The 23,664-nt window shown below is 68.4% G+C and carries 17 protein-coding genes and 2 pseudogenes; 8 read left to right on the top strand and 11 right to left on the bottom strand.

All coding sequences use genetic code 11. The features are described from left to right. The first annotated feature begins 235 nt into the window (after positions 1–235). Positions 236–2,071 (top strand): acyl-CoA dehydrogenase, encoded by a 1,836-nt coding sequence (locus AB4Z55_RS05225; RefSeq protein ID WP_369519303.1) that lies wholly within the window; start codon positions 236–238, stop codon positions 2,069–2,071. 143 nt (positions 2,072–2,214) lie between these two features. Here AB4Z55_RS05225 and AB4Z55_RS05220 read toward each other — a convergent pair whose 3' ends face one another. The 9 genes and pseudogenes from AB4Z55_RS05220 to AB4Z55_RS05180 all read right to left on the bottom strand — a co-directional run bounded on the left by AB4Z55_RS05220 (position 2,215) and on the right by AB4Z55_RS05180 (position 12,477). Then, entirely contained in the window at positions 2,215–2,964 is a 750-nt protein-coding gene (locus AB4Z55_RS05220; protein ID WP_369519302.1) for a hypothetical protein, read from the bottom strand. A gap of 958 nt (positions 2,965–3,922) precedes the next feature. After that, complete coding sequence (locus AB4Z55_RS05215; protein WP_369521067.1) at positions 3,923–4,417, bottom strand: hypothetical protein; 495 nt, start codon at positions 4,415–4,417, stop codon at positions 3,923–3,925. A 67-nt stretch (positions 4,418–4,484) separates the two neighbouring features. Then, a pseudogene (locus tag AB4Z55_RS05210) lies at positions 4,485–4,784 on the bottom strand (TerD family protein); the annotation flags it as partial. A gap of 40 nt (positions 4,785–4,824) precedes the next feature. Beyond that, the gene (locus tag AB4Z55_RS05205; RefSeq protein WP_369519301.1) at positions 4,825–6,042 is read right to left on the bottom strand and encodes a glycerate kinase; all 1,218 of its coding nucleotides are present in this window, start codon (positions 6,040–6,042) and stop codon (positions 4,825–4,827) included. 91 nt (positions 6,043–6,133) lie between these two features. After that, positions 6,134–7,699, bottom strand: a complete 1,566-nt coding sequence (locus AB4Z55_RS05200; protein WP_369519300.1) for an SLC13 family permease — start codon at positions 7,697–7,699, stop codon at positions 6,134–6,136. A gap of 147 nt (positions 7,700–7,846) precedes the next feature. Continuing rightward, complete coding sequence (locus AB4Z55_RS05195) at positions 7,847–8,293, bottom strand: hypothetical protein (protein WP_369519299.1); 447 nt, start codon at positions 8,291–8,293, stop codon at positions 7,847–7,849. An 8-nt stretch (positions 8,294–8,301) separates the two neighbouring features. Further along, complete coding sequence (locus AB4Z55_RS05190) at positions 8,302–9,081, bottom strand: SDR family NAD(P)-dependent oxidoreductase (RefSeq protein ID WP_369519298.1); 780 nt, start codon at positions 9,079–9,081, stop codon at positions 8,302–8,304. 79 nt (positions 9,082–9,160) lie between these two features. Beyond that, positions 9,161–10,858, bottom strand: coding sequence for a VanW family protein (locus AB4Z55_RS05185; protein WP_369519297.1), 1,698 nt, complete (start codon positions 10,856–10,858; stop codon positions 9,161–9,163). Positions 10,859–11,163: 305 nt separating this feature from the next. Next, a complete protein-coding gene (locus AB4Z55_RS05180) occupies positions 11,164–12,477 on the bottom strand; it encodes an acetyl-CoA C-acetyltransferase (protein ID WP_369519296.1) in 1,314 nt (437 codons plus the stop codon). Between the two features lie 90 nt (positions 12,478–12,567). Here AB4Z55_RS05180 and AB4Z55_RS05175 point away from each other — a divergent pair, with 90 nt between their 5' ends. Both AB4Z55_RS05175 and AB4Z55_RS05170 read left to right on the top strand, forming a co-directional pair. Continuing rightward, entirely contained in the window at positions 12,568–13,932 is a 1,365-nt protein-coding gene (locus AB4Z55_RS05175; protein ID WP_369519295.1) for a 3-oxoacyl-ACP reductase, read from the top strand. Further along, entirely contained in the window at positions 13,932–14,819 is an 888-nt protein-coding gene (locus tag AB4Z55_RS05170) for a MaoC/PaaZ C-terminal domain-containing protein (RefSeq protein WP_369519294.1), read from the top strand. The genes AB4Z55_RS05175 and AB4Z55_RS05170 overlap by 1 nt, the downstream gene beginning before the upstream one ends. A 164-nt stretch (positions 14,820–14,983) precedes the next feature. Here AB4Z55_RS05170 and AB4Z55_RS05165 read toward each other — a convergent pair whose 3' ends face one another. Next, positions 14,984–15,586 (bottom strand): TetR/AcrR family transcriptional regulator, encoded by a 603-nt coding sequence (locus tag AB4Z55_RS05165; protein ID WP_004023740.1) that lies wholly within the window; start codon positions 15,584–15,586, stop codon positions 14,984–14,986. Between the two features lie 101 nt (positions 15,587–15,687). Beyond that, positions 15,688–16,890 (bottom strand): glycoside hydrolase family 3 N-terminal domain-containing protein, encoded by a 1,203-nt coding sequence (locus tag AB4Z55_RS05160; RefSeq protein WP_369519293.1) that lies wholly within the window; start codon positions 16,888–16,890, stop codon positions 15,688–15,690. A gap of 29 nt (positions 16,891–16,919) precedes the next feature. Between AB4Z55_RS05160 and AB4Z55_RS05155 the strand changes: the two genes are divergently transcribed. From AB4Z55_RS05155 to AB4Z55_RS05135, 5 genes and pseudogenes are all read left to right on the top strand, one after another. Further along, positions 16,920–17,477, top strand: coding sequence for a universal stress protein (locus AB4Z55_RS05155; protein WP_369519292.1), 558 nt, complete (start codon positions 16,920–16,922; stop codon positions 17,475–17,477). A gap of 505 nt (positions 17,478–17,982) precedes the next feature. Next, the gene (locus AB4Z55_RS05150) at positions 17,983–18,948 is read left to right on the top strand and encodes a GlxA family transcriptional regulator (protein ID WP_369519291.1); all 966 of its coding nucleotides are present in this window, start codon (positions 17,983–17,985) and stop codon (positions 18,946–18,948) included. A gap of 40 nt (positions 18,949–18,988) precedes the next feature. Beyond that, entirely contained in the window at positions 18,989–19,711 is a 723-nt protein-coding gene (locus tag AB4Z55_RS05145; RefSeq protein ID WP_369519290.1) for a DJ-1/PfpI family protein, read from the top strand. A gap of 75 nt (positions 19,712–19,786) precedes the next feature. Then, on the top strand, positions 19,787–19,987 hold the full coding sequence (locus AB4Z55_RS05140; RefSeq protein WP_004023745.1) for a DUF2613 domain-containing protein: 201 nt from the start codon (positions 19,787–19,789) through the stop codon (positions 19,985–19,987). 52 nt (positions 19,988–20,039) lie between these two features. Further along, a pseudogene (locus AB4Z55_RS05135) lies at positions 20,040–22,172 on the top strand (DUF3367 domain-containing protein); the annotation flags it as partial. Positions 22,173–23,664 lie beyond the last annotated feature (1,492 nt).

The raw sequence follows: 23,664 nt of genomic DNA, 5'->3' as shown, positions 1-23,664 counted from the left end.
GCGCAGATCCGGGCGGCGCGTCGGCGTTGGGCGATTCTCGTCGTCGTACCCGCGGGCGCAGATCACACATCTTCCGATTGATCCGGCGAGAAGATGGGGCTATTCTATGGTTACCGGCGAGTAACATAGCTCGGACCGACCAGGCCCCTCACCCGGCCGGTACGCACACATCCGTGAGCGATCGGACCGGGTCGAGGATGCCAACGCAGACGGCCACACCAGACAAGGAACCACCATGGGCCATTACAAGAGCAACATGCGCGACCTGCAGTTCAACCTCTTCGAACTGTTCGAGCTCGACAAGGTACTGGAGTCCGGCGACTTCGGTGACCTCGACCGCGAGACCGCCGTCGACATGCTGCGCGAGGTCCGCGCGCTGGCCGAGGGTCCGATCGCCGAGTCCTTCGTCGACGCCGATCGCAATCCCCCGGTCTTCGATCCCGACGAGCACAGCGTCACGATCCCCGAGTCCTTCAAGAAGTCCTACAACGCCCTGGTCGAAGGCGGCTGGGACAAGATCGGCATCGCCGAGGAACTGGGCGGACTCCCCGCTCCCCGGTCGCTGTACTGGGCGATCGGCGAGATGATCCTCGGCGCGAACCCGCCCGTGTTCATGTACGCCGCCGGCGCCGGCTTCGCCAACATCTTCTACAACAACGGCACCGATGAGCAGAAGAAGTGGGCCGCCATCTGTTCCGAGCGCGGCTGGGGCGCCACCATGGTGCTGACCGAGCCCGACGCCGGCTCCGACGTGGGCGCCGGACGCACCAAGGCCGTGGAGCAGGAGGACGGCTCCTGGCACATCGACGGCGTGAAGCGGTTCATCACCTCGGCCGATCAGGACATGACCGAGAACATCTTCCACCTCGTGCTCGCCCGCCCCGAGGGCGCCGGGCCGGGCACCAAGGGCCTGTCGCTGTTCTTCGTGCCCAAGTTCCACTTCGACTTCGAGACCGGCGAACTCGGCGAGCGCAACGGCGTCTACGTCACCAACGTCGAGCACAAGATGGGCATCAAGGCGTCGGCCACCTGTGAGGTCACCTTCGGTCAGCACGGCACCCCCGCCAAGGGCTGGCTCGTCGGCGACGTCCACAAGGGTATCGCGCAGATGTTCGAGGTCATCGAGCACGCGCGAATGATGGTGGGCACCAAGGCCATCTCGACGCTGTCGACCGGTTACCTGAACGCGCTCGAGTACGCCAAGGAGCGTATCCAGGGTGCGGACATGACGCAGATGACCGACAAGGCCGCACCGCGCGTGTCGATCACCCATCATCCCGACGTGCGTCGTTCGCTGATGACCCAGAAGGCCTACGCCGAGGGTCTGCGCGCGATCTACCTCTACACCGCGTCGCATCAGGACACCGCCGCCGCGAAGATCGTCTCCGGCGCCGATCCCGAGATGGCCCACCGCGTCAACGATCTGCTGCTCCCGATCGTCAAGGGCGTCGGCTCCGAGCGCGCCTACGGCACCCTCGGTCACGAGTCGCTGCAGACACTGGGCGGTTCGGGCTTCCTTCAGGACTACCCGATCGAGCAGTACATCCGTGACTCGAAGATCGACTCGCTCTACGAGGGCACCACGGCCATCCAGGCCCAGGACTTCTTCTTCCGCAAGATCATCCGCGACAAGGGCCAGGCCCTCGCACACGTCGCCGGACAGATCCAGACCTTCATCGACTCCGAGGCGGGCAACGGCCGGCTGAAGACCGAGCGGGCACTGCTGAAGACCGCACTCGACGACGTGCAGGCAATGGCCGCCTCGCTGACCAACGATCTGATGGTGGCACAGGAGAACTCGGCCGAGCTGTACAAGGTCGGACTCGGTTCGGTCCGCTTCCTGATGGCGGTCGGCGACCTGCTCATCGGCTGGCTGCTCCTCCGCCAGTCCGAGGTGGCTCTCGCGGCCCTCGACAACGGGGCCTCCGACGCCGACAAGTCCTTCTACGAGGGCAAGGTCGCCGTGGCGAGCTTCTTCGCGAAGAACATGCTGCCGCTGCTCACCGCGGTCCGCGTCACCGTCGAGAACATCGACAACGACATCATGGAGCTCGACGAAGCGGCCTTCTGAGGCAAAAGAGTCAGACGGAAGGCCGCCCGCCGAGGGACACCATGGAGCTCGACGAAGCGGCCTTCTGAGCTGCTGACGCCTTAACCAAGAACTCCCACCGGCGAATCCGCCGGTGGGAGTTCTTCTTTGCGTCGAAACGCAGATCACTCGATGACGCTGAAGCAATATCCGACCGGCCGCGGCTTGTCCGCGAAATAGCTGCCATCTGCGTCGGGGCACTCGGTCTCACCCGAAGCCTTGGTGTCGACGCGGATGTTGGTTCCGCCGGAAACCGGTGCACCGCATTCGATCTCACGGATCTCGGCGAGGGCAGTGCCGGTGGTCGCGGCCGGCAGGTAGTAGCAACGCCCCTCCTGGTACACCGGCGCAAGGCACAGGGCACCATCCTGGCCCGCCACCCAGTAGCGCGAGTAGTTGGCGCCGCACAGTCCCTGCGTGATGGACTTCTCCGCGACGACATAGTGGAAGTCGGTGTCGCCGCACGACACTTCCTTGGCCTTGAGCGTGTCCGGTTCCGCGGTCACGACGATGCACTCGCCGACCGCGACGTCACTGACGTCCGAGATCCCACCACCCTGCGACGCGGACAACAACACCCTCGCCACGCCGCCGGCGATCACGATGAGCAGCAGTACGCCCACGACGCCCAGCACGACCCACAATCCGGTGCGCTTCTTCTTCGGCGGCGGCGGGAACGGCGGGCCGGGCGGGTACATCCCACCCGGCATCGGGCCACCCTGATAGGGCGGCGGCGTGCCATAGGGCACCTGGTTCGGTGGCGGAGCACCGTAGTGCTGATTCGGTGGCGGGTACCCGCCCTGTGGTGGATAGTGCCCGGGCTGTGGTTGTGGCCCGTATCGCGGGTCCCCCGGTTGATATGGCGAGTTCGTCACGCCGCGAAGACTACCGGCCCCCACCGGTACGTCCGGCACACCGGCGAACCTCGACTCGACTCATGCACTTCGATCGAAGTCCAGTAGTCGAAGTGAGGTTCTTTGGTCGGCGAGGTGTTACTCGAGGAAGGTGAGGCAGTAACCGGTGGGGGTCGGTCTTGGGATGAAGTACTCGGACTGACCTTCGGGGCAGGTCGGTTTGCCCGCCGTTTTCGAATTGACCCGAATATTGGTTGCGCCAGGTATCACAACTGGTTTCGCACAGTCGATCTCGCGAGTCTCGGCTATGGCGAGACCTTCGGTGGCGGCCGAAATGTAGTAGCAGCTGCCAGGGTGCAAGACCTCCGCGAGACACAGCGCACCGTTGGCAGACGGGTACTTGCTCGAAAACCAGAACTTCGCGTACTCGGGACCGCAGATATCTTTGCCGACGGACACCGACGCAACGACATACCGGAACCCGGAGCCGGAGCACGAGGCTCGTTTGACGACAAGCGATGCCTGCCGTGCTTCTACCTGGACGCACTCGCCGACGGAGACGTCATCGCTGCTGACCACCACTGTGCTGGGCGGAATGGAGTCACCAAGTCGGTGGAGGCCGAGTCCCCCGACTGCGAACACGACCAATCCCACGACAGCGCCGAGCAGGAGCCATAGCCCTGTGCGCTTCTTTTTCCGCGGCGGCGGGAACGGCGGTCCTGGCGGGTACATGCCTCCGGGAATCGGAACTCCGTATGGAGGCGGAGCCCCGTACGGCTGAGTCGGCGGTTGAAAACCCGGGTGCGGAGGGTACTGCCCTGGCGGGGGTTGTGGTCCGAATCGCGGGTCCCCCGACTGATATGGCGAATTGGTCACGCCGCGAAGACTATCCCGAACCTCGCGATCGCGGACCGCCGCATCCACTGTTGGATTTGCTGGCCCGACGGGTCCTGCGGGTCCGGTGGATCAGCTCCGCTGTTCAGACGTCGCGTCCAGACCGGACGCGCTCCACCACGTCCGCATAGAACGTGGTGGCCAGAAGGACCATGGCGGTCACGAATCCGCCCTCGCTTCCGGAGCGCTTCGAGCCCATCGACGACTCCATGGTCACTGTGAACTCGCGGATGTCGCGACCGTCGGACGGCATGACAGTGGAGGGGTCGGAGCGAATGTCCTTCAGCAACGCGGCAGTCGACTCAACCCGACTCCCCGAATGATGGGCGGTGATACGCAGATCGTCTGGTGCGTCGGCAAGTTGACGAACCAGCCAATTGATCTTGGTCTGCGTTCGCCCTGTCCGCGGTGCGGCGGTCTTCAACGAGCAGCCGATACGCCCACGGCCGAGATCGGCGTGCATTGCCACCGGACCAGCTGCTCCAGACACGCGCAACAACGCGAAAAGTTCTCCCGAGTCTGCCAATTGCCGTGCACGACTGACAGTGTCCACCCGGCTTGCCGGCGGCTGCGCGGTCACCCGCTGACCGGTCAGAGCACTCAGCCGGAGCGCCACATGCCGAGCCAGCGTGTGCGTCGGCCGAGACCAATCGCACGGCACCGCCCACTCCGCTGGGTTGGTTGTAGAAGATCAGATCATCGTTGGAACGCACTCGCCCGTCCTCGCCGAGGATGAGGATTCCGGCATCGAGTCCGATCTCCCTACCCGCGGCGGTTTCCGTCTGGATGACGAACACCAAGCGTGGTGAGGCCTCGCCGGCCACCTCGTCGACGGATACGTTTCCACCCTTGGACAGCTCTCGAGGCTCTACCTCGACAAACCTATTGGCTAAACCGTTGTCGGCGTGCGGTGAATCGAGAAGTAGGGACAGCAAACGGGAGCTCATTCGACCGATCGGGGGATTTGGTCCCGCAGATGCAAGCCGCTCAGACGGCCTTCTCCCGCTTCCGCTGTCCTGCGCGGGCCGAGACCGCGGCGCCGAGGAGGATCATCCGCATCGTGCGCTCGGCGGCGTCGGCGAGAAGTTGTTCGCCGTTGGCGACGGCCTCCGACAGCGGCATGGGTACCGCGATGATCGATGCGATCGCCCCGATCCCGACATCGTGGACCGACGGCGCGCCGTGACCGAGAGACCCGGCCAGCGCGACCACCGGCACGCCTCGAAGCTGCGCGCGGCGGGCCACCTCGGCGGGCACCTTGCCGTGCGGGGTCTGGAAGTCGATGGAACCCTCGGCCGTGATCACGAGGTCGGCCTTGCCGATCCGATGATCGAGGTCGATACCCGACAGGCCGGAATCGAGCAGGGCGTCGAACCGTGATCGCAGGATTCCGCCGATCGCGGCGAGTCCCGCACCGAGGCCGCCCGAGGCGCCGGAACCGGCCCCGTGGCGATAGTCGATGTCGGGCAACCCGTCCCGCTGCAGGACATCCGCCCAGACGTCGAGCGCAGCCGCCAGCTCGTCGACCTGTACGGGCGTCGCCCCCTTCTGCGGTCCGAAGACTCGCGCGACACCGTTCGGCCCCGTGAGGACGTTGTGCGGATTGCCCGCGATCACCATCTCGGTCTCACGGAGTCGGGGATGCAGACCGGTCAGGTCCAGCGACGCCGCGCGTGCGAGTTCACCACCACCGCGGCCGATCTCGTGCCCGGCATCATCCAGAACGCGCGCCCCGAGGGCCTGCAGCGCGCCCGCACCGCCGTCGCACGTGCCCGAATCGCCGCAGCCGACGAGGATCGCCGACACACCCGCATCGAGCGCGGCGGCGATCAACTGTCCGACACCGAAGGTGGTGGTCGCACCCGGATCCCGCTGACCCGCCGGAACGAGCGCCAATCCGGCGGCGGCGGCCATCTCGACGACGCCGATCCGGTTGCGACCGACACCCACCTCCGCCCAATGCGACTGCACCGGCTCGCCGGTGGGGCCGCAGACGGTCAGTTCATGGAGTCGTCCGTTGCCCGCGGCGGCCAGGATGCGCGCCGTGCCCTCGCCGCCGTCAGCAATGGGCGCGATGTCGACCCGCACCCCGGGGAGCGTGCGCCGGACCCCCGCGGCGATGGCACCGGCCACCGACACGGCGTCGAGGCTCTCCTTGAAACCACTCGGGGCGACCAGGATTCGTTGCGGAACTCGGACGGACATCGGCACTCCTGTTGATCGATCGGACGAGGTTCTGATGATGGGAGGGGAACTCGCGCCCGCAGGCACGCTCCTGACTGTCGCGGAGCGACGGTCAGGACGAGAGCAGGGGCAGGCCGAGGTAGGGCCAGACCCAGCACGCGAAGATGAGGAGCACCACCAGCGACACCGGTGCGAGCAATGCCGACATCGTGAGCAGATGGCGCGGTTGATAACCCGGTACGTCGGCGCTAGCGGCGAACATGGCGACCGGTTTCGCCGAACTCGTGAGGGTGATGCAGAATCCGGCGGCCGCGGTGGAAAGGAAGGCTGCGGCAACCGGGTCCACCCCGACGACCGGCGCGGTCACCACGATGATCGGGATCAGCACCGCGGAACGGGCAGAACGGGATTGGATCACGAGGTGTGCGAGCAGCGAGACAACAGCCGACACGACGACGAACACCATCGCAGCAGCCGGGCCGGTCTCGGCGATGGAGCCGAATGCCCGATCCGCCAGCCATTGCGCGGCGCCACTGGAGTTGAGAGCCATCCCGAGGGCGAGCGTGGCGGCCATGAACAGCAGGAGCGTCCACGGAATGGTCTTCAGCGCCGCACCGAGCGTAGTCGCGCCGACCGCCGGGGCGGACGCGGCCAGCGCGCCGAGCACCGCGACGATCGCCGGGTCGACGCCGTGCAGCGGTTCCGAACACCAGAGCACCATCACGAGTCCGAGGATGACCGACACGCGGCGTTGCGCGGGCGTGAACGGACCGGAGGTCGCCATCCCGGCCGTCTCGAATGCGTTCGGCGGCACGGACAGCGGACGGGACCGCTCGCCGTGATCGGTCATCAGCCACAGCGCCGCCTCCGCCGCGAGGTGCGACCACACGACGGCCAGCGGCACGCCCAGTACCGCCCACTGTAGGAATCCGATGCCGGTTCCTGTTGCCGCCGAGACGATCTCAGCAGTGATGAGGTGCGCGCCGGCACCCAGGAGTGATCCGACCGCCGAGAACAGGATGACGAACGGGAAGACCAGTGCAAGACACAGCACGAGTCGCGGCCGATCACGCAGGACCGCGGCCAGAACGAGGAAGATCGGGAGTGCCAGAGCCGCACGCCCGGACGTCGCCGGGACTGCGAAGGTGGTCAGCAGGAGCGCAGCGGTGATGAGGTGCACCAGCTGACGTGGTGTCCGGGCCAGGCGAACGACGCGCGCAGACACCCGGGCCGACAGTCCCGACGCCGTGACCGCAGCCGCGATCACGAAGGCCCCGATCAGAAGCCAGATCACTCCCGAGCCAAGAGTTCTCGCAAAGGTGTCGGCGTCGATGATCCCGAAGACCACCAGTGCGATGCCACCGCCCAGGGCGACGTAGGTGTCATCGAGGGGCGAGAAGATCCACGCCCACACCGCGATCAGGAAGACGAGCAGCGTCACGACGGCGTCGAACGACAGCTCTCTCGACCAGCCGGCGTGGCCGACGAACGCGCCGGCGGCCACCACCACGGCGAGACCTGCTGCCGCCCAGGGCGTCAGCACCCCGCCGACGACGCCCCGGACACCGCGTCGGGGCGGCGGGGACACGACAGGATGCGCAGGCGGTCGCGTCGCGTACATCGTCACCGGGTGTCCCGGGTGTCCCGGGTGTCGGTCGATCGCGTGCGGAACGTTCATGGCGACAACAATGGAGCGTGGGTGTGACGCCTCCATGAGACGCGCATGAAAGTTCTTTCACGTGAACAGGTCACGAACAACGAGAAACGCACCGCCGGATGATCGACGGTGCGTGTGCTCGACGAGGGTCGTCCTCGCGAATGTCGGTCAGCTGCCCTGCAAGAGCAGGTTGTCCTTGAGAAGCGTGTCGGGGTCACCCACGCAGAAGGCGCGGACCAGCAGGTAGCTGTTGGGATTGCTCTTGACCAGCTCCTTGCCATGGCGGTCCGCGAACTCGTTGACGGTGGCGATCTGCTCGGAATCGGTGAGCGACAGATAAGTACCGCAGGTCATCTCGTCCGGATCGGTTGCTGCGCCCGACTGCGGCGGAACCGCGACCCGTGACCGGGGCGACGCGCTCGCCGTGCAGGGAGCCGTCGTCCTTCCCGTGGTCGTAGTCGTAGTCGTCGTCGGGGTTTCGCTGGTCGTGACCGCGATCGGCGAGACCTCGGGAACGGCGGTCCCCGAGGTCTCGGTGGCACATGCGGACATGATCGACACGGCCGCAACGGCTCCGATCAGAGCCACGCCCGCGCTCCGGCGGGCGTCGATCATCTCGCGGTCTACTTCGGTGGCATCCGGATGCCGCCGTCGACGCGGATGACCTCGGCGTTCATGTAGCTGTTGGTGACGAGCTCGACGACCATCGAGGCGAGCTCGTCCGGTGCACCCAGGCGGTGCGGGAACAGGACCGACTCGCCGAGCTTGGCCTTGAACGCCTCGGCCGATTCGCCCTCACCGTAGATCGGGGTGTCGATCAGACCGGGGGCGATGGTGTTGACGCGGATGCCGACCGCCGCCAGGTCGCGCGCGACCGGGAGGGTCATGCCGACGACGCCGCCCTTGGACGACGAGTACGAGGCCTGGCCGATCTGGCCGTCGAAGGCAGCAACACTGGCCATGTTGACGATCGCACCGCGCTCACCGTGGGCGTCGAGCGGCTCGTTGCGGCTCATCGCGGTGCCGGCGAGACGGATGCAGTCGAAGGTGCCGATCAGGTTGATCGCGATGACCTTCTTGTACGCGTCCAGGTTGTGCGCCGAGCCGAACTCGCCGTCGCGGCCGATGGTGCGCTGGGCCCAGCCGATGCCGGCCGAGTTGACCAGCGCGCGCAGCGGGCCGAGTTCGGTGGCCGCGTTGACGGCGGCTTCGATCTGTTCGGTCGAGGTCACGTCGACGGCGACGAACTGCCCGCCGATCTCCTTGGCGAGTTCCTCGCCCTTGTCCGCGTTGAGGTCGGCGACGATGACCTTCGCACCCTTGGCCGCCAGCTGGCGAGCCGCAGCTGCGCCGATACCCGACGCGCCACCTGTGACGATTGCACTAGCTCCATTGATATCCACGACCCGGAGCCTATCGAGCGTTCTATCGCTCGGTAAAGCCCCTCCGCGAAACACCCCGCATCGAGATCACGCCGTCGGGTCAGACGCACTTCACGATCGGCTCGGGCGCATAGCGGACGGTGCGGGTCGATCGGTCGATCTCCCGGCCGGTCCGTGCGTCCTTGATGATGCGGGTGTCCGACGTCGTGAAACCCTTGCTCCCACTGCTGGGGATGCAGTCGTCCCCGCGGGGGACGCGAACCCGCTGCGGATCGGTGGTCGCGAACCGTTCGCCGGTCACCGACTCCACCTCGAATGCCTTGGTGCCCCACAGCCGCACGGTCACCGACGACGGCGACCAGCTCGTCTCGATGAGGACACCGTGCCGCGTGTTGTTGCGGAACTTCAGATCGATGGCGCCCTCGAAGACCGTCGCCTCCCTCGCCTCGGGGTACCGCGAGATGTAGTAGGCGTGCTCGGTGTGGTCGACATCTTCGAGCCCGGCGAAGTACGCCGCGTTGTACAGCGTCGTCGCGAACTGGGAGATGCCGCCGCCGACCGCGTTCGACGCCCGTCCGTGGTCGATGATCGTCGACTCGACGTAGCCCTGTTCCGAACCGCGCGGGCCGGTGTGTCCGTTGAGCGAGAACACCTTTCCGGGCAGCACGAGCGCTCCGTCGACCTCCGCGGCGACGAGCCGGATGTTCTCGCCGGACGCACTCGAGAACCCGCCCGTGGTGTACTCGCTGATCAGTTCCGTGACCCCGAGCTTGCGGGCGGCGTCGGTCGTGAGCCTCGGCTCCACCTCGTCGTAGACGACCTCGACCGTGCGATTGCCACCGTCGGCCGCCGCACTCGTCGCGACGGCGGCGAGGGTCTTCGGCCAGTTGATCGAGGCGCCGTCGACCCCGGGCACCACCACCGGACGGCCGGACGCGAGGCTGAACCTCGCATTGACCGGGGCCCGTTGGGAGGCGTCGAGGTCGGGGGCGAGGATCTCGCGGCCCACCTTCTCGTCGGAACGGGGACTGAGCCCGCCTCGCCCATCGGGGCCGAAGGTCAGCATCGACGCCAGGTCGCCCGCGGGGATCTCGACCGTCCGTTTCCGCCGGTCGATCAGCCGCACGGGAGCCGACGTCACGCGCTCGGCGGGTCCGGCAACGGTAGCGGCGACGACCTCGGCGGTGACGGTCGGCGAGAAGGGCTCCATCGGCAGGTCGACGGGCGCACCGTCGAGCCAGCGGTCGATGAGGGTGGCGGCCGCCGCGTCCCGGGCGATGCGTTCGCCCGCGGCGGGTTGATCCCCGACCGGTTCGGTGCCGTCGTAGTGCACGCCGCCTTCGACGGCGGCCTTCTCGAGAGATGTGCGCCGGCCATCGAGCGCGGCGTTCATCGCGGTTCGATCCAGGGTGACGACCGGTTCGATGTCGGCGTCACGGCCGAACAGCGCAGCAAGACGCACGAGCGGGTTGCGCGGCTGCTCGAGCAGGCGGGCACGCGTGGCGTCGGCGTCGAAGGCGAGTCCGAGGTCGGCGGGTGCGACCTCGGCCGAGCCCTCCGGCGTCCGCAGCACGACGGGCCGCTGTGAACGGGCCGTCAGCTCGTCGAGGACGGGGTTCAGTTCGGCGGAGTCACGGCCGCCCGCGTCGATCCCGCCGACGACGGCGTTGCGCGCGGAGTCGGAGTGGGTCGCCACGAGGTCGACGGCGAGGACGAGGGTGATCACGGCGACGACGGCGAGCACAGCGCGTAGCGCGGATCGTGCTCGGCGAGAGCCTGGGGTCACAACTCCATCCATCGTGGCTGGCACCTGGGCCGGACTGACGACTGGGCCGATCAGGTGGTGGCCGCAGAACTACGGTCGGGAAAAGTAGGCGCTCCGGCCGAGCTGTCGGGTCGGGGGTCTGACAGCGCAGCCGGAGCTATAGACATATTTACGCTACTTTTCGGCCGCAGGCATCCCCGGAAGGCCGATTCTGTCGAATATGTGACGAAGTACCCCCATTCGTCCCACGAAAGTGAGACGGATCGGCCGATCAGTCGCCGATTCGTCCCACCTGTCGGGATTTCGGGCGCATCGCGTTCGATGCGACCCCGTCCCGATCAGCCCTCGATGATCGCGGTGACGCCCTGCCCGCCGGCGGCACAGATGGAGATCAACGCACGACCGCCGCCGTTCTCCTTGATCTGCTTGGCCGCCTGCGCGACGATCCGGCCGCCGGTGGCGGCGAACGGGTGGCCCGCGGCCAGCGACGAACCATGGACGTTGAGCTTGCTGCGATCGATCGACCCCAGCGCGGAGTCCAGGCCGAGGCGCTCCTTGCAGTACTCCTCGGACTCCCAGGCCTGCAGGGTGGCGAGGACCACCGACGCGAAGGCCTCGTGGATCTCGTAGAAATCGAAGTCCTGCAGCGTGAGCCCGTTGCGGGCGAGCAGGCGCGGCACCGCGTAGGTCGGGGCCATCAGCAACCCGTCCGGACCGTTGACGTAATCGACCGCGGCGGTCTCGCTGTCCACGAAGTACGCGAGGACCGGCAGTCCGCGATCGGCGGCCCACTCGTCGCTGGCCAGCAGCACGGTCGACGCGCCGTCGGTCAGCGGCGTCGAGTTGCCCGCGGTCATCGTCGCGTCGCCCAGGGAGACACCGAAGACCGGCTTCAGCTTGGCGAGCTTCTCCGCGGTGGAGTCGCCGCGCAGGTTCTGATCGCGGGTCAGGCCCAGGAACGGGGTGATCAGGTCGTCGAAGAAGCCGGAGTCGTACGCGGCGGCCATGTTCTGGTGGCTGCGCGCGGCGAGCTCGTCCTGATCGGCGCGCTTGATGCCGAACTCCTTGGCCGTGACGGCGGCGTGCTCGCCCATCGACATGCCGGTGCGGGGCTCACCGTTGCGCGGGATCTCGATACCGAGCTTGGTCAGCAACTTCGCCGCACCGAGGAGCTGATCTTTGGTGCTGCGGGCCCGGTTGACCTCGAGCAGCTGACGACGCAGGCCCTCACCGACCGCGATCGGCGCGTCCGATGTGGTGTCGACGCCGCCCCCGATCGCGGCGTCGTAGCGACCGCGGGCGATGCCGTCGGCGACCGTCGTGATGGCCTGGAGTCCGGTGCCACACGCCTGCTGGATGTCGAAGGCGGGCGTGTACGGCGACAGGGCCGAACCGAGCACCGACTCCCGGATGAGATTGAAATCACGCGCGTGTTTGAGGACCGCGCCACCGGCCACCATGCCGAGCTGCTCGCCCTGCAGGCTGAAGCGGCTCACGAGACCGTCGAGTGCGGCGGTGAACATCTCCTGGTTGCTGACCTTGGCGTACGCCTTGTCCTGGCGCGCAAACGGGATGCGGTTGCCGCCGAGGATCGCGACGGGGCGATCGCTGCGGGTCTTCGGCTTACTTGCGGGGTTGGACTGTTCGGCCACGTCGATCTCCCAAGGGTCGGGTGCGATATCTATAGCGTATTCTTACTCATCAGTAAGTTCGTTGTCGAACGACAGTCAGAGGAGATCAACGTGGCCGCCAACGGAAACACTGGCCTGTACTCGAGCTTCGTCCATTCCGCGCCCGGCGCTTTCATCGCCAAACAGGCCGGCCTGCCCGTCCCGCCGCCGCTGCGCCGCTACAGGGCCTCCGAGCCCCCGCTGCCCGGTCCGGTGCTGCTCGGCGGGTCCGGCCGCCTCGTCGAACCGCTTCGCGAGATGCTCTCGACCGAGGACTACGACCTCATCCAGAACGCCACGACCGGCCGCAGCGCCGACAAGTTCGGCGGCCTGGTGTTCGACGCGACCGGCATCACCTCCCCCGGTGAGCTGCGTCAGCTCTTCGAGTTCTTCCAGCCCGCGATGCGATCGACCGCGGCCTGCGCACGATTCCTCGTCATCGGCACCACGCCGGAACTGGTCACCGATCCGTCCGAGCGCGTCGCGCAGCGCGCCCTCGAGGGCTTCACCCGCTCGCTCGGCAAGGAACTCCTGAAGGGTTCCACCGTGCAGCTCGTCTACGTCTCCCCCGACGCCAAGACCGGTCTGACCGGCCTCGAGTCGACCGTGCGCTTCGTGCTGTCGGCCAAGTCCGCCTTCGTCGACGCCCAGGTCATCCGGGTCGGCGGCGCCGACGCGACCGCACCGAAGAACTGGGACCGCCCACTCGAGGGCAAGGTCGCCGTCGTCACCGGTGCCGCGCGCGGCATCGGCGCGACGATCGCCGAGGTCCTGTCCCGCGACGGCGCGCACGTGATCGCCGCTGATGTCCCGCAGGCCGGCGACGCGCTGTCGGAGACGGCCAACAAGGTCGGCGGCACGGCGTTCCCGCTCGACGTCACCGCGGCCGACGCCGGCGCCAAGCTCGCCGAGCACGCCCTCGAGCGCCACGGCGGCATCGACATCATCGTCAACAACGCCGGCATCACCCGCGACAAGCTGCTCGCCAACATGGACGACGCCCGCTGGGACGCGGTCATCGCGGTCAACCTCATCGCTCCGCAGACCCTCGTCGAGACCCTGCTCGAGAAGGGCGCGCTGCGTGAGGGCGGCGCCGTCGTCGACGTGTCGTCGATCGCCGGCATCGCGGGCAACCGCGGCCAGACCAACTACGGCACCTCGAAGGCCGGTGTCATCGGCCTCGTCGATGCCTACGCGCCGATCCTGGCCGAGAAGGGCATCACCATCAACGCGGTGGCACCCGGCTTCATCGAGACCAAGATGACCGCGGCCATCCCGCTCGCGACCCGCGAGGCCGGCCGCCTGATGAGCTCGCTGCAGCAGGGCGGCGAGACCGTCGACGTAGCCGAGACCGTCGCCTACTTCGCCAACCCAGCGAGCAGCGCCATCACCGGCAACGTGGTCCGCGTGTGCGGCCAGGGATTCCTGGGGGCCTGATGGCGAAGACGATCACCCTCCCCGCCGCCCCCGGCACCGCCGAGCTGTACGGCAAGGCGGTCACCGCATTGCTGCCCGGCATCGGCAAACCGCCGCGCGTCTCCGCCGACGCCGTCGCCCCGGAGACGCGCTACCGGCTCGACGGCGTGCGGGTGGACTCGGCTGCACTGCAGGCGTATTGCCACGCGACCGGGCAACGATTCGGCCACACCCTGCCGCTGACCTACCCGTTCGTGCTGCAGTTCCCGGTCACCATGAAGCTCATGACGTCCGACGAGTTCCCGTTCGGTGCCGTCGGTTCGGTGCACATGACGAATACGATCGAGCGCAAGCGACCCATCGAGGTCGGTGAACCGCTCGACATCGTGACGCATGCCGAGAACCTGCGTGAGCATCGCAAGGGCATCCTGATCGACGTCGTCAGCGACATCAGCGTCGGGTCCGAACTGGTCACCACGCAGACGGCGACGTTCCTCAAGCAGCAGCGCACCAGCCTGTCCGACGAACCGCGCGGTCCCGAGCCCAAGTCGAAGACCCCGCCACCGCCGGACGCCATCCTGGCCGTCGACCTCAAGCGGATCCGTGAGTACGCGGCCGCCTCGGGTGACCGCAACCCGATCCACATGGGCAACCTGCCGGCCAAGGCCTTCGGATTCCCCAAGGCGATCGCACACGGGATGTGGAGTGCCGCAGCGGCCGTCGCGAACGTCGAGGCTCAGCTGCCCGACGCGGTCACCTACGACGTCAGGTTCGGCAAGCCGATCCTGTTGCCGGCCAAGGTGAACCTCTACACCCGCCGGATCGACGGCAAGGGCAACTTCGACATCTCGATCCGCGACCGTCGCAAGGGATTCCCCCACCTCACCGCGACGACGCGGGAGGGCTGAGGGACTTTCGCGTTTCGTTCCCACGGTCTCGTTTCCGTCCCGCTTATTGGATCCAATCAGCGGATAGGAAGCGGGGCCGCGGGACCGTTTGCGTTGCACTGATTTTCGGCTCACCACAGGGAGCGCCAGGGTGGCCACCACGCAGGAGCTATGGGCGGGCCGGCTCAGGAGTCGGTACCGACACCCTTCAGGCCGCGCCAGGTGATGCCGACGAGGAGGTTGGTGGCCTTCTCGAGATCGACGTCACCTTCGGTGATGCGGTCGGCGACGGCCTCGGCGGCACCGACGATCGAGACGGCGGTGAGTTCGAAGTCGATGTCGCTGGCACCTTCGACCGTGGTGCCCGCCTTGATCAGCTGGGCGACCATCTCGGTGACCCGCTGGCGGCTCTCGGAGACGATGCCGGCGAAACCGGCCGTGCCGATGGCGACGCGGTACAGCACCCGCCAGGACTGCCGGTGTTCGTGGACGAAGCGGAGGAACTCGCGGATCACCGTGACAGCCTGCTCGCGCTGCGAGAGTGAGGGATCGAAACCGACGCTCATCGCGTCGATGAACAGGCCCGACTCACGGGCGATACACGCGCTGAACAGTTCGTCCTTGGAGCCGTAGTACAGGTACAGCATCGGCTTGGAGATCTGCGCCTCGGAGGCAATCGCGTCCATCGAGGTCTCACGAAAGCCATTCTCCGAGAACACCTTGACGGCGGCATCGAGCATCTGCTGCTCACGCACCGCGCGTGGCAGGCGCTTCGTTCCGCCCGACATGACCCCACCTCCGTTCACGACAACTGCTCCGACCGACGATATAACAACTTACCAATCGGTAAGGTGAAACCCCATTCACGGGGCGCAGCGGTCTCGGCGGTTCAACAGTTCACCACACCCTTGGACCGCAGGATGCGCACGACCTTGTCATCCAGGCGGGCGGGCGCGAGGCGACCGGCCGAGACCGCGCGCTCGAGGTTGTCGAGCACGGAGGCGACACGGTCGGTGGAGAGCCACAACGCGACGTCGCCGCCCGCGAGGATGAACTTCTCGACCGCCTGCTCGATGGGGTACTGCGCGCTGATCGCCGCCATTCCCGACAGGTCGTCGGAGTAGATCACGCCGTCGAACCGCGGCCCGTCGTAACCGACGCCGGTGCGCAGCATCTGGATCGCGGGCCGGCTGATGCTGGCGGGCAACCCCTTCGTCAGGCCCGGGACGATCAGATGCCCGACCATCGCGCCTGCGGTCCCCGGGTCGCGCAGCAGGGTCCGGAACGGCACGAGGTCGCTGTCCTGGAGTTCCGCCAGCGACGGGACCGTCACGACACCCAGATGCGAGTCACCGGAGCCGTGGCCGTGCCCCGGAAAATGCTTGTACACCGGCGTGATTCCCGCGTCGGACAACCCCGCGGCGTACGCGCCCGCATACTCGGTCACGACCGCCGGGTCGTTGCTGAAGGACCGGTCGCCGATCACCTCGTCGTCCGATTCGTCGCTGACGTCGGCGACAGGGGCGAAGTCGACGGTGACCCCGAGACGCTTGAGCTTGCGGCCCACGTCGGCCGCGATCGCGCGCACCTGCTCGGGCGTCTTGGTCTGCGCCAGCTCACGCGGCGAGGCGTTGTCGATGCCGAGCGCGGACAGTCGCGACACCCGGCCGCCCTCGTGGTCGACGGTGACCATCAACGGAATCGACGAATTCTGCGAAATCCGTGCTGCCGCACCACTCGTCAGGATCGACTTGTCGGTCCAGCTCCCGACGAAGATGCCGCCGATCTCCTCGTTCTCGACGATCTGCTGGGCGTCGGACGCCCCTGTTACACCGACGACGATCAGCTGCGCCAGCTTCTGACGCACCGACAGCTTCGCGAGTTCGGTTGCGCCGCAGGAATTCGCGACCGGTGTGGTGGTCGGCGCCGGAGCCGACGACAGCGGCGACTCGGCGGTCACCGAGTACGAGGGCGTCGGCGGCGGCGAGTCCGTCGTCGAACCGGTGCAGGCCGCGAGCGCGACGCACAGAACCGTGACGGTTGCCGCGGTCAGCGTTTTCCGGTTCCATCGGGGTCTGCGAGTTGGGCCCATTCCCCGAGTCTGGCATGTAGTCTGAGCCAATGGACGTGGGGTCCGTTTCGTCCGGGTCCGCCACCGCCGGGAGCGGTAGCGGCGGTACCCGTGCCGCGCAAACTCTGATGATCGCCTACGACGGCTCGTCGAATGCCGACCGCGCCATTCGTTACGCCGGACACTTTCTCCGTGCGCAATCCGCGGTGGTCGTCACCGCCTGGCAACCCGGTGGCATGACGCCGGCGCGAATGTCCACCCTTGCCGGCGGGATGCAGCCGTTCATCGACACCCAGCTCGACGCCGGCGTCGACCAAGCTCTCGAGGACGAGGCCGCCGCGATCAACGAGCGCGGCGTGACCCTCGCGGCCGAGTGTGGGCTCACGGCGCGGGGATCGCTCGTCGAGGTCGAGTCGACGGTGTGGGGCGCGCTCGTCGCCGCGGCCGAGGCGCTCGACGTCGACCTCCTGGTCACCGGCACGCGCGGGGCGTCGGGACTCAAGGCGCTGCTGCGCTCCAGCGTGGCGGAACGAGTCCTCAAACACTGCCACCGTCCGGTGTTCATCGTTCCGGCCAAGTGCGAGAAGGAGCCTCAGGTCACGCTGTAGGGGCCCTTTGCCGGCCGAGCGTCCCCCACCCGCCGGCCGAGCTTGTCGAGGTCACCAGGTGGCTTCGACACGGCGCCTCGCTTCGCTCGGAGCCGGCTCAACCAGCGGACGGTCACCTCCCCTGCTCCGCTCGGAGCCGGCTCAACCAGCGGAGGGTCACCTCCCCTGCTGCGTTCGGAGCCGGCTCAACCAGCGGAGGGTCACCTCCCCTGCTGCGTTCGGAGCCGGCTCAACCCGTGGTGGGGGCTCAACCACAGGCGAGGCCGCCGCCCACCCCCTGCTGGCCGAGCAGCGTCGACCGAGCGCAGCGAGGCCGCCGCCCACCCCCTGCTGGCCGAGCAGCGTCGACCGAGCGCAGCGAGGCCGCCGCGCCCGTCGAGGTCACCAAGTGGCTTCGACTCGGCGCCTCGCTGCGCTCGGAGCCGGCTCAATCAGCCGGGGCCATGTCCTGATCTGTGGGATGCATGGCCTGGACGCCACGCAGCGGGTCGGAAACGATGTGTTCATGAGTCGATCGGTGGTGATCCTTGGCTTTCCCAGGGTGCAGGCCCTGGACGTGACGGGTCCGGCCGACGTGTTCACCACCGCGTCGATCGCGCTCGCCGACCAGGGGTCGGAGGTGACCTACGACCTCCGCCTGGTGTCGAAGTCGGGCCTGTCGGTGGGCACCGGCGTCGGCTTGGAGTTCGTCGCGCACCCGCTGCCCGATCCGGCCGATCCGCTCGACACCCTGATCCTGCCCGGCGGCACCGGCGTCCACGACGCCGCGCGCGATCCCGAACTGATCGACTGGATCCGGCGGGCGGCGCACCGCGCACGACGGGTCGTCAGCGTGTGCAACGGCGCATTCCTCGCGGCCGAGGCCGGGCTGCTCGACGGAAAACGCGCGACGACACATTGGGCAGTGACCGGCCTGCTCGCCGAGCGCTACCCCTCGATCGAGGTGGACGCCGAAGCCCTGTTCATACGCGGCAGCGATCGCGTGTGGAGTTCCGCGGGTGTCACCGCCGGGATCGACCTCTCGCTGGCTCTGATCGAAGAGGACCACGGCACCGAACTCGCACAACTCGTCGCGCGATGGCTCGTCCTCTACATGCGGCGACCGGGCGGGCAGAGCCAGTTCGCCCCGCCGGTGTGGATGCCGCGGGCTCGGCGCACGGCGATCCGGGAGATCCAGGAGCGCATCGAGGCCGAACCGGGCGGTACACACCGCATTGACGACCTCGCGCGTGAGGCGTCGATGAGTCCACGCCACTTCTCTCGCGTCTTCACCGACGAGACCGGCGAGGCGCCGGGCACCTACGTCGAGCGGGTCCGGACCGACGCCGCCCGTCGCGCGCTCACGCAGAGCGACGACACGATGCCGGTGATCGCCGGCCGATGCGGGTTCGGATCGGCCGAGACGATGCGCCGCACCTTCGTCCGCCGCCTCGGTGTACCGCCCGAGGCGTACCGCCGCACCTTCCGTTGAACGAGACGGAACGAGACATCCCGACAATCGAAAGGCCCTCATGACCCAGATCGCGATCGTCCTCTACCCGCAGTTCACCGCCCTCGACTTCATCGGTCCCTACGAGGTGCTGCGCGCCCTGCCCGACGCGGAGGTCAGATTCGTCTGGCACGAGCCGGGGCCGGTCGTCGCCGATTCGGGCGTGCTCGTGGTGGGTGCCACGCATTCGTTCGACGAGACACCGTCGCCGGACGTCGTCCTGGTGCCGGGCGGGCCCGGATTCCTGGCCGCGTCGCAGGACGAGAGGGTCCTCGACTGGCTGCGCGCGGTCCGGCCGGGCGCGCAGTGGACGACGTCGGTGTGCACCGGGTCGATCGTCCTGGCCGCGGCGGGTCTGCTCGACGGGAAGCCGGCCACCACGCACTGGTCGTCGATGGCCGGGTTGAGCCTGCACGGTGCGAAACCGGTGTCGGACGAACGCGTCGTGCGTGCGCTGCCCGACGGTGACCTCGTCACCGCCGCCGGCGTGTCCGCCGGGATCGATCTCGCGCTGTGGCTGTCCGAGCAGATCGCCGGGCGCGCACGCGCCGAGGCCATCCAGCTGATGATCGAATACGACCCGCAACCACACCTGGACTCCGGGCATCGGTCCAAGGCGTCGGCCAGCACGATCGCCACGTCGACGATGCTGCTCAGCCGCGACGTCGACAAGCCCGAACTGCTGAAGACGAGTGCGCGCCTGCTGTGGGATCGCACCCTGACGAAAGTGCGGTCGCGTCGATGACCGCGGCCGGGTCGATCCGCTGGTGTCAGCGGGTGTCACCCGGAATCGGACTTCGGCGATGGTAGTTTCATCGCCATGACCAACAACCGCCTTGTCGCCGGAGCCGTCGCCGGGGTCGCCGGCATCCTGGTGGGACTCGGCGCGGTGTTCCTCGGAGGATTCCTGGCCTCCGAGAACAGCCCGTCCACCGACCTGAACAACATCAGCCCGAACAACGGATTCGTCCAGGGCTCGGTGGACTACGGTTCGCGCGGCGGAGCCGGCGAGACCAACTGACCCGTCCACGACGCCGCCGGTCCCGGCGTCCCCTGATCGACAGCAGCAGCAACTGAGTACCCCGCCTTCGCCACCGGATCAGTCCGTCCCGACCCGGTCTGGGCTGGGTCGGCGCGGCGTCGCCGCCGTCGCCGCGATCTCGCTGCTCATCTGTCTCCTGCAGTCACCCGGCCGCATCGCGGCGGACACCAAACTCGACCTCACCGCGAACCCGCTCGGTTTCCTCGCCCGCGCCGCGCATCTGTGGACGCCGAACGCGCCGATGGGGCAGGTACAGAACCAGGCCTACGGCTACTTCTTCCCGCACGGCGCGTTCTATGCGCTCGGCGATCTCCTCGCCGTCCCGCCGTGGATCGTCCAGCGTCTCTGGTGGGCGGTGCTGCTGACCGTCGGCTTCGTCGGCATCGTCCGCCTCGCCGAGACCCTGCGGCTGGGTTCGCCGGCCTCGCGGATCATCGCCGCCGTCGTCTTCGTCCTGAGCCCCCGGGTCCTGACCACCCTCGGCTCGATCTCGTCGGAGACCTTGCCGATGATGCTCGCCCCGTGGGTGCTCGTGCCGGTGGTGCGCGCGCTGGACACGCGCGCCGACGACGACGCCCCGCCGCTCTGGCGCGAGGCCGCCCGTACGGCGGCCGCGGTGGCGCTGATGGGTGCGGTCAATGCTGTCGCGACGCTGGCGGCCCTCGGGGTCGCCGTCCTGTGGTGGCTGCTGCACAGTCCGCGCGACCGTCGATGGCGGCGGTTCGGAGCCTGGACCACGGTCGGGCTGGCCCTGGCCTGCGCGTGGTGGGTGGTCCCGTTGCTGATCCTCTCGCGGGTGAGTCCGCCGTTCCTGGATTACATCGAGTCGTCCCGGGTCACCACGCAGTGGACGTCGCTCACCGAGGTGCTGCGTGGGGCGAGTTCGTGGACGCCGTTCGTGTCGGCGGAGCGCGTCGCCGGGGCGGTGCTGGTCACCCAACCCGCCGCAGTCCTGGCGACGGGGACGATCGCGGCCGCGGGTCTGGCCGGACTGTGTATGCGGCACATGCCGTTCCGCGGCCGGCTCGTCACCATCCTGGGCGTCGGTCTCGTCGTGATGTGCGTCGGCTACGCGGGCGAACTCGGATCGCCGGTCGCCGAGCAGATGCGCGCCTTCCTCGACGGGTCCGGCGCACCGCTGCGCAACATCCACAAATTCGAGCCGCTGCTCCGCATCCCCCTGGCGCTCGGCGTCGCGCACCTGCTGGCGCGGGTTCCCCTTCCTGGAACCGCCGGTCGCCGGGAGACGCTCTCCGCCTTCGCCCAGCCCCAGCGGTCGCGTCCGGTCGCCGCGGCGATCGTCCTGTTCGTCGCGGTGATCGGTGCCGGGTCGCTGATGTGGACCGGCCAGCTCGCACCGAACGGCACGTACGAGTCGATTCCGCGTCACTGGCTGCAAACCGCCGACTGGCTGGCCGAGCACAGCGAACGCGACGACGGCGGCCCACCTGCCCGCACGCTGGTCGTCCCCGGGGCGCCGTTCGCCGACCAGCTGTGGGGACTCACCCGCGACGAACCGCTGCAACCCCTGTCCGACACCCCGTGGGCGGTCCGCGACGCGATCCCGCTCACCCCGCCCGGCGCGATCCGGGCCCTCGACTCCGTGCAGCGCGAGATCGCCGCGGGCCGCGGCTCGCCGGGCCTGGCCGCCACCCTCGCCGGGCAGGGCATCGGATTCGTCGTCCTCCGAGCCGATCTCGATCCCGAGACCTCACGGTCGGCCCGCCCGCTGCTCGCCCAGCAGGCACTCGACGAGTCGCCCGGACTCCGCCGCGTGGCCGAGTTCGGTCCGCAGATCGGGCCGCCGAGTGTTCGAGGGGTGGTGCGCGACAACGGTCTGCGGCCCGCGATGCCCGCGGTGCAGATCTTCGCCGTCGACGCTCCCGGCTCGCCGGCCGCCGGCACCGGCCCCCGACTGGTCGACACCGCGGGACTCCCGCGGGTCGCCGGTGGCCCCGAGGCCGTCGCCGAACTGGCCGAGGTCCGAGCACGTCAGGGGCTACCGCCGCTCGGGCCGGTCGTCCTCGATGCCGATGCACGCCGCGCCGGGATCACCCACGGCCCGTTGATCGTGACCGACACGCCCAGCGACCGGGAGACCGACTTCGGCCGCGTCGACGATCACAGTTCGGCGATCCGGGCCCCGTCGGACCCGCGGCGCACACAGAACGCCGTCGCCGACTACCCCGTCGACGGTCAGCCGCTGGTCCACGGGGAGTGGTTGCTGGACAACCGGAGTGGCGAGGTCGAGGTGTCGACGTCGGGAGCGGCGGCCGACGCGGTCCAGCCCGGGCAGACCTCACCGGCCAACTCGGCGGCCGCGGCCTTCGACGGCAACCCGCAGAGCGCCTGGGTGAGCGGCGGGTTGGAGAGTGCGGTCGGACGATGGATGCGCATCGGTTTCACAACGCCGCGAACCGATCTCGCGCTGACCCTGACGACTGCGAAGGCACTCGGGCCCGATGTCACCAGCGCACTGATCACCACCTTAGCGGGCAGCACGGTGGTCTCGGGGCTCGAACCGGGTGAACCGATGACGGTGACCGCACCCAGTGGAGCCACCCGCTGGGTGCAGATCCGTGCGCTCCGCACCGACGACGGCTCGGCCGGAAACCAATTCGCGCTCGGCGAGGTCACGGTGTCCGATCTGCGGACGGCGACGCCTCTGCGAATCCGCCATCGCGTGGTGCTGCCCGAGCTCGAGGCCGGCACCGAGGTCGCCCAGTGGCTGCTCTACCAGGAGTTGTCCGGACGGGCGTCCTGCGTTTCCGACCCGGAGCGGCAGATGACAAGGTGCGCACCGGGACTCGGCCTGTCCCCGGAGACGACCGCGGTGTTCGGGCGCGCACTCTCGGTGCCGTCGGATGTCACCGTCTCCCCCACCGCGATCCTGCGACCCCGACCCGGCGATGCTCTCGACCGTCTTCTCGCCGATGATGATGGGGTCATGGCGCGCGGCCCGCGCCCGGTGACCGATCCCCGCGGCGGGCCCGCGGCCGCCGTCGACGGCGATCCCGGAACATCGTGGACCGCACCGGAGATCCCCGATGAGCGGACGTCGCGAGCGGGTGCCGCCGATTCCCCGGACGACGGGGACGCGGCGGCGAACGAGAACAGTCCCACCCTGGTCCTCGATCTCCCCCGGGCGCAACGGGTCGACGCGCTGACCCTCGTCGCCCCCCGGGGCTATCCCGCCGCACCCACCGAGGTCGCGGTGGACCTCGGCACCGGCGAGCAGATCCGCGAGGTCGACGAGATCGGCATCGTCCGTCTCGATCCCGCGGTCACCGATCGCATCGAGATCACCATCCGCGCCCAGTCGGACCTCATCGACGTCAACAGCCTCGGGTTCGCCAGTCCCGCACCACCGGGGATCGCCGAGGTCCGCGTGTCACTGTCGCCGGCTACCGGTACGGACGCCGACCGGATCGTCGACATCGGTTGCGACGACGGAATCGGGCTGACCGCTGCGGGTCAGATCGTGCGGATGTCCGTGCGCGCCCGCGCATCTGATCTGCGTAGCGGGCAACCGGTGATCGGGCGCCCGTGCGGCGACGGTCGGCTCGCCCTGCCCGCCGGACAGCAGGAGGTGTCGGTCAATCCCGGCGACGCCTTCACCGTCGACGCCCTCTCGCTGGTGAACGGAGACCCGGTGT

The sequence above is a fragment of the Gordonia sp. ABKF26 genome (assembly GCF_041103195.1).
GTDB lineage: Bacteria > Actinomycetota > Actinomycetes > Mycobacteriales > Mycobacteriaceae > Gordonia > Gordonia terrae.
This window is presented reverse-complemented; position numbering and strand designations above follow the sequence as displayed.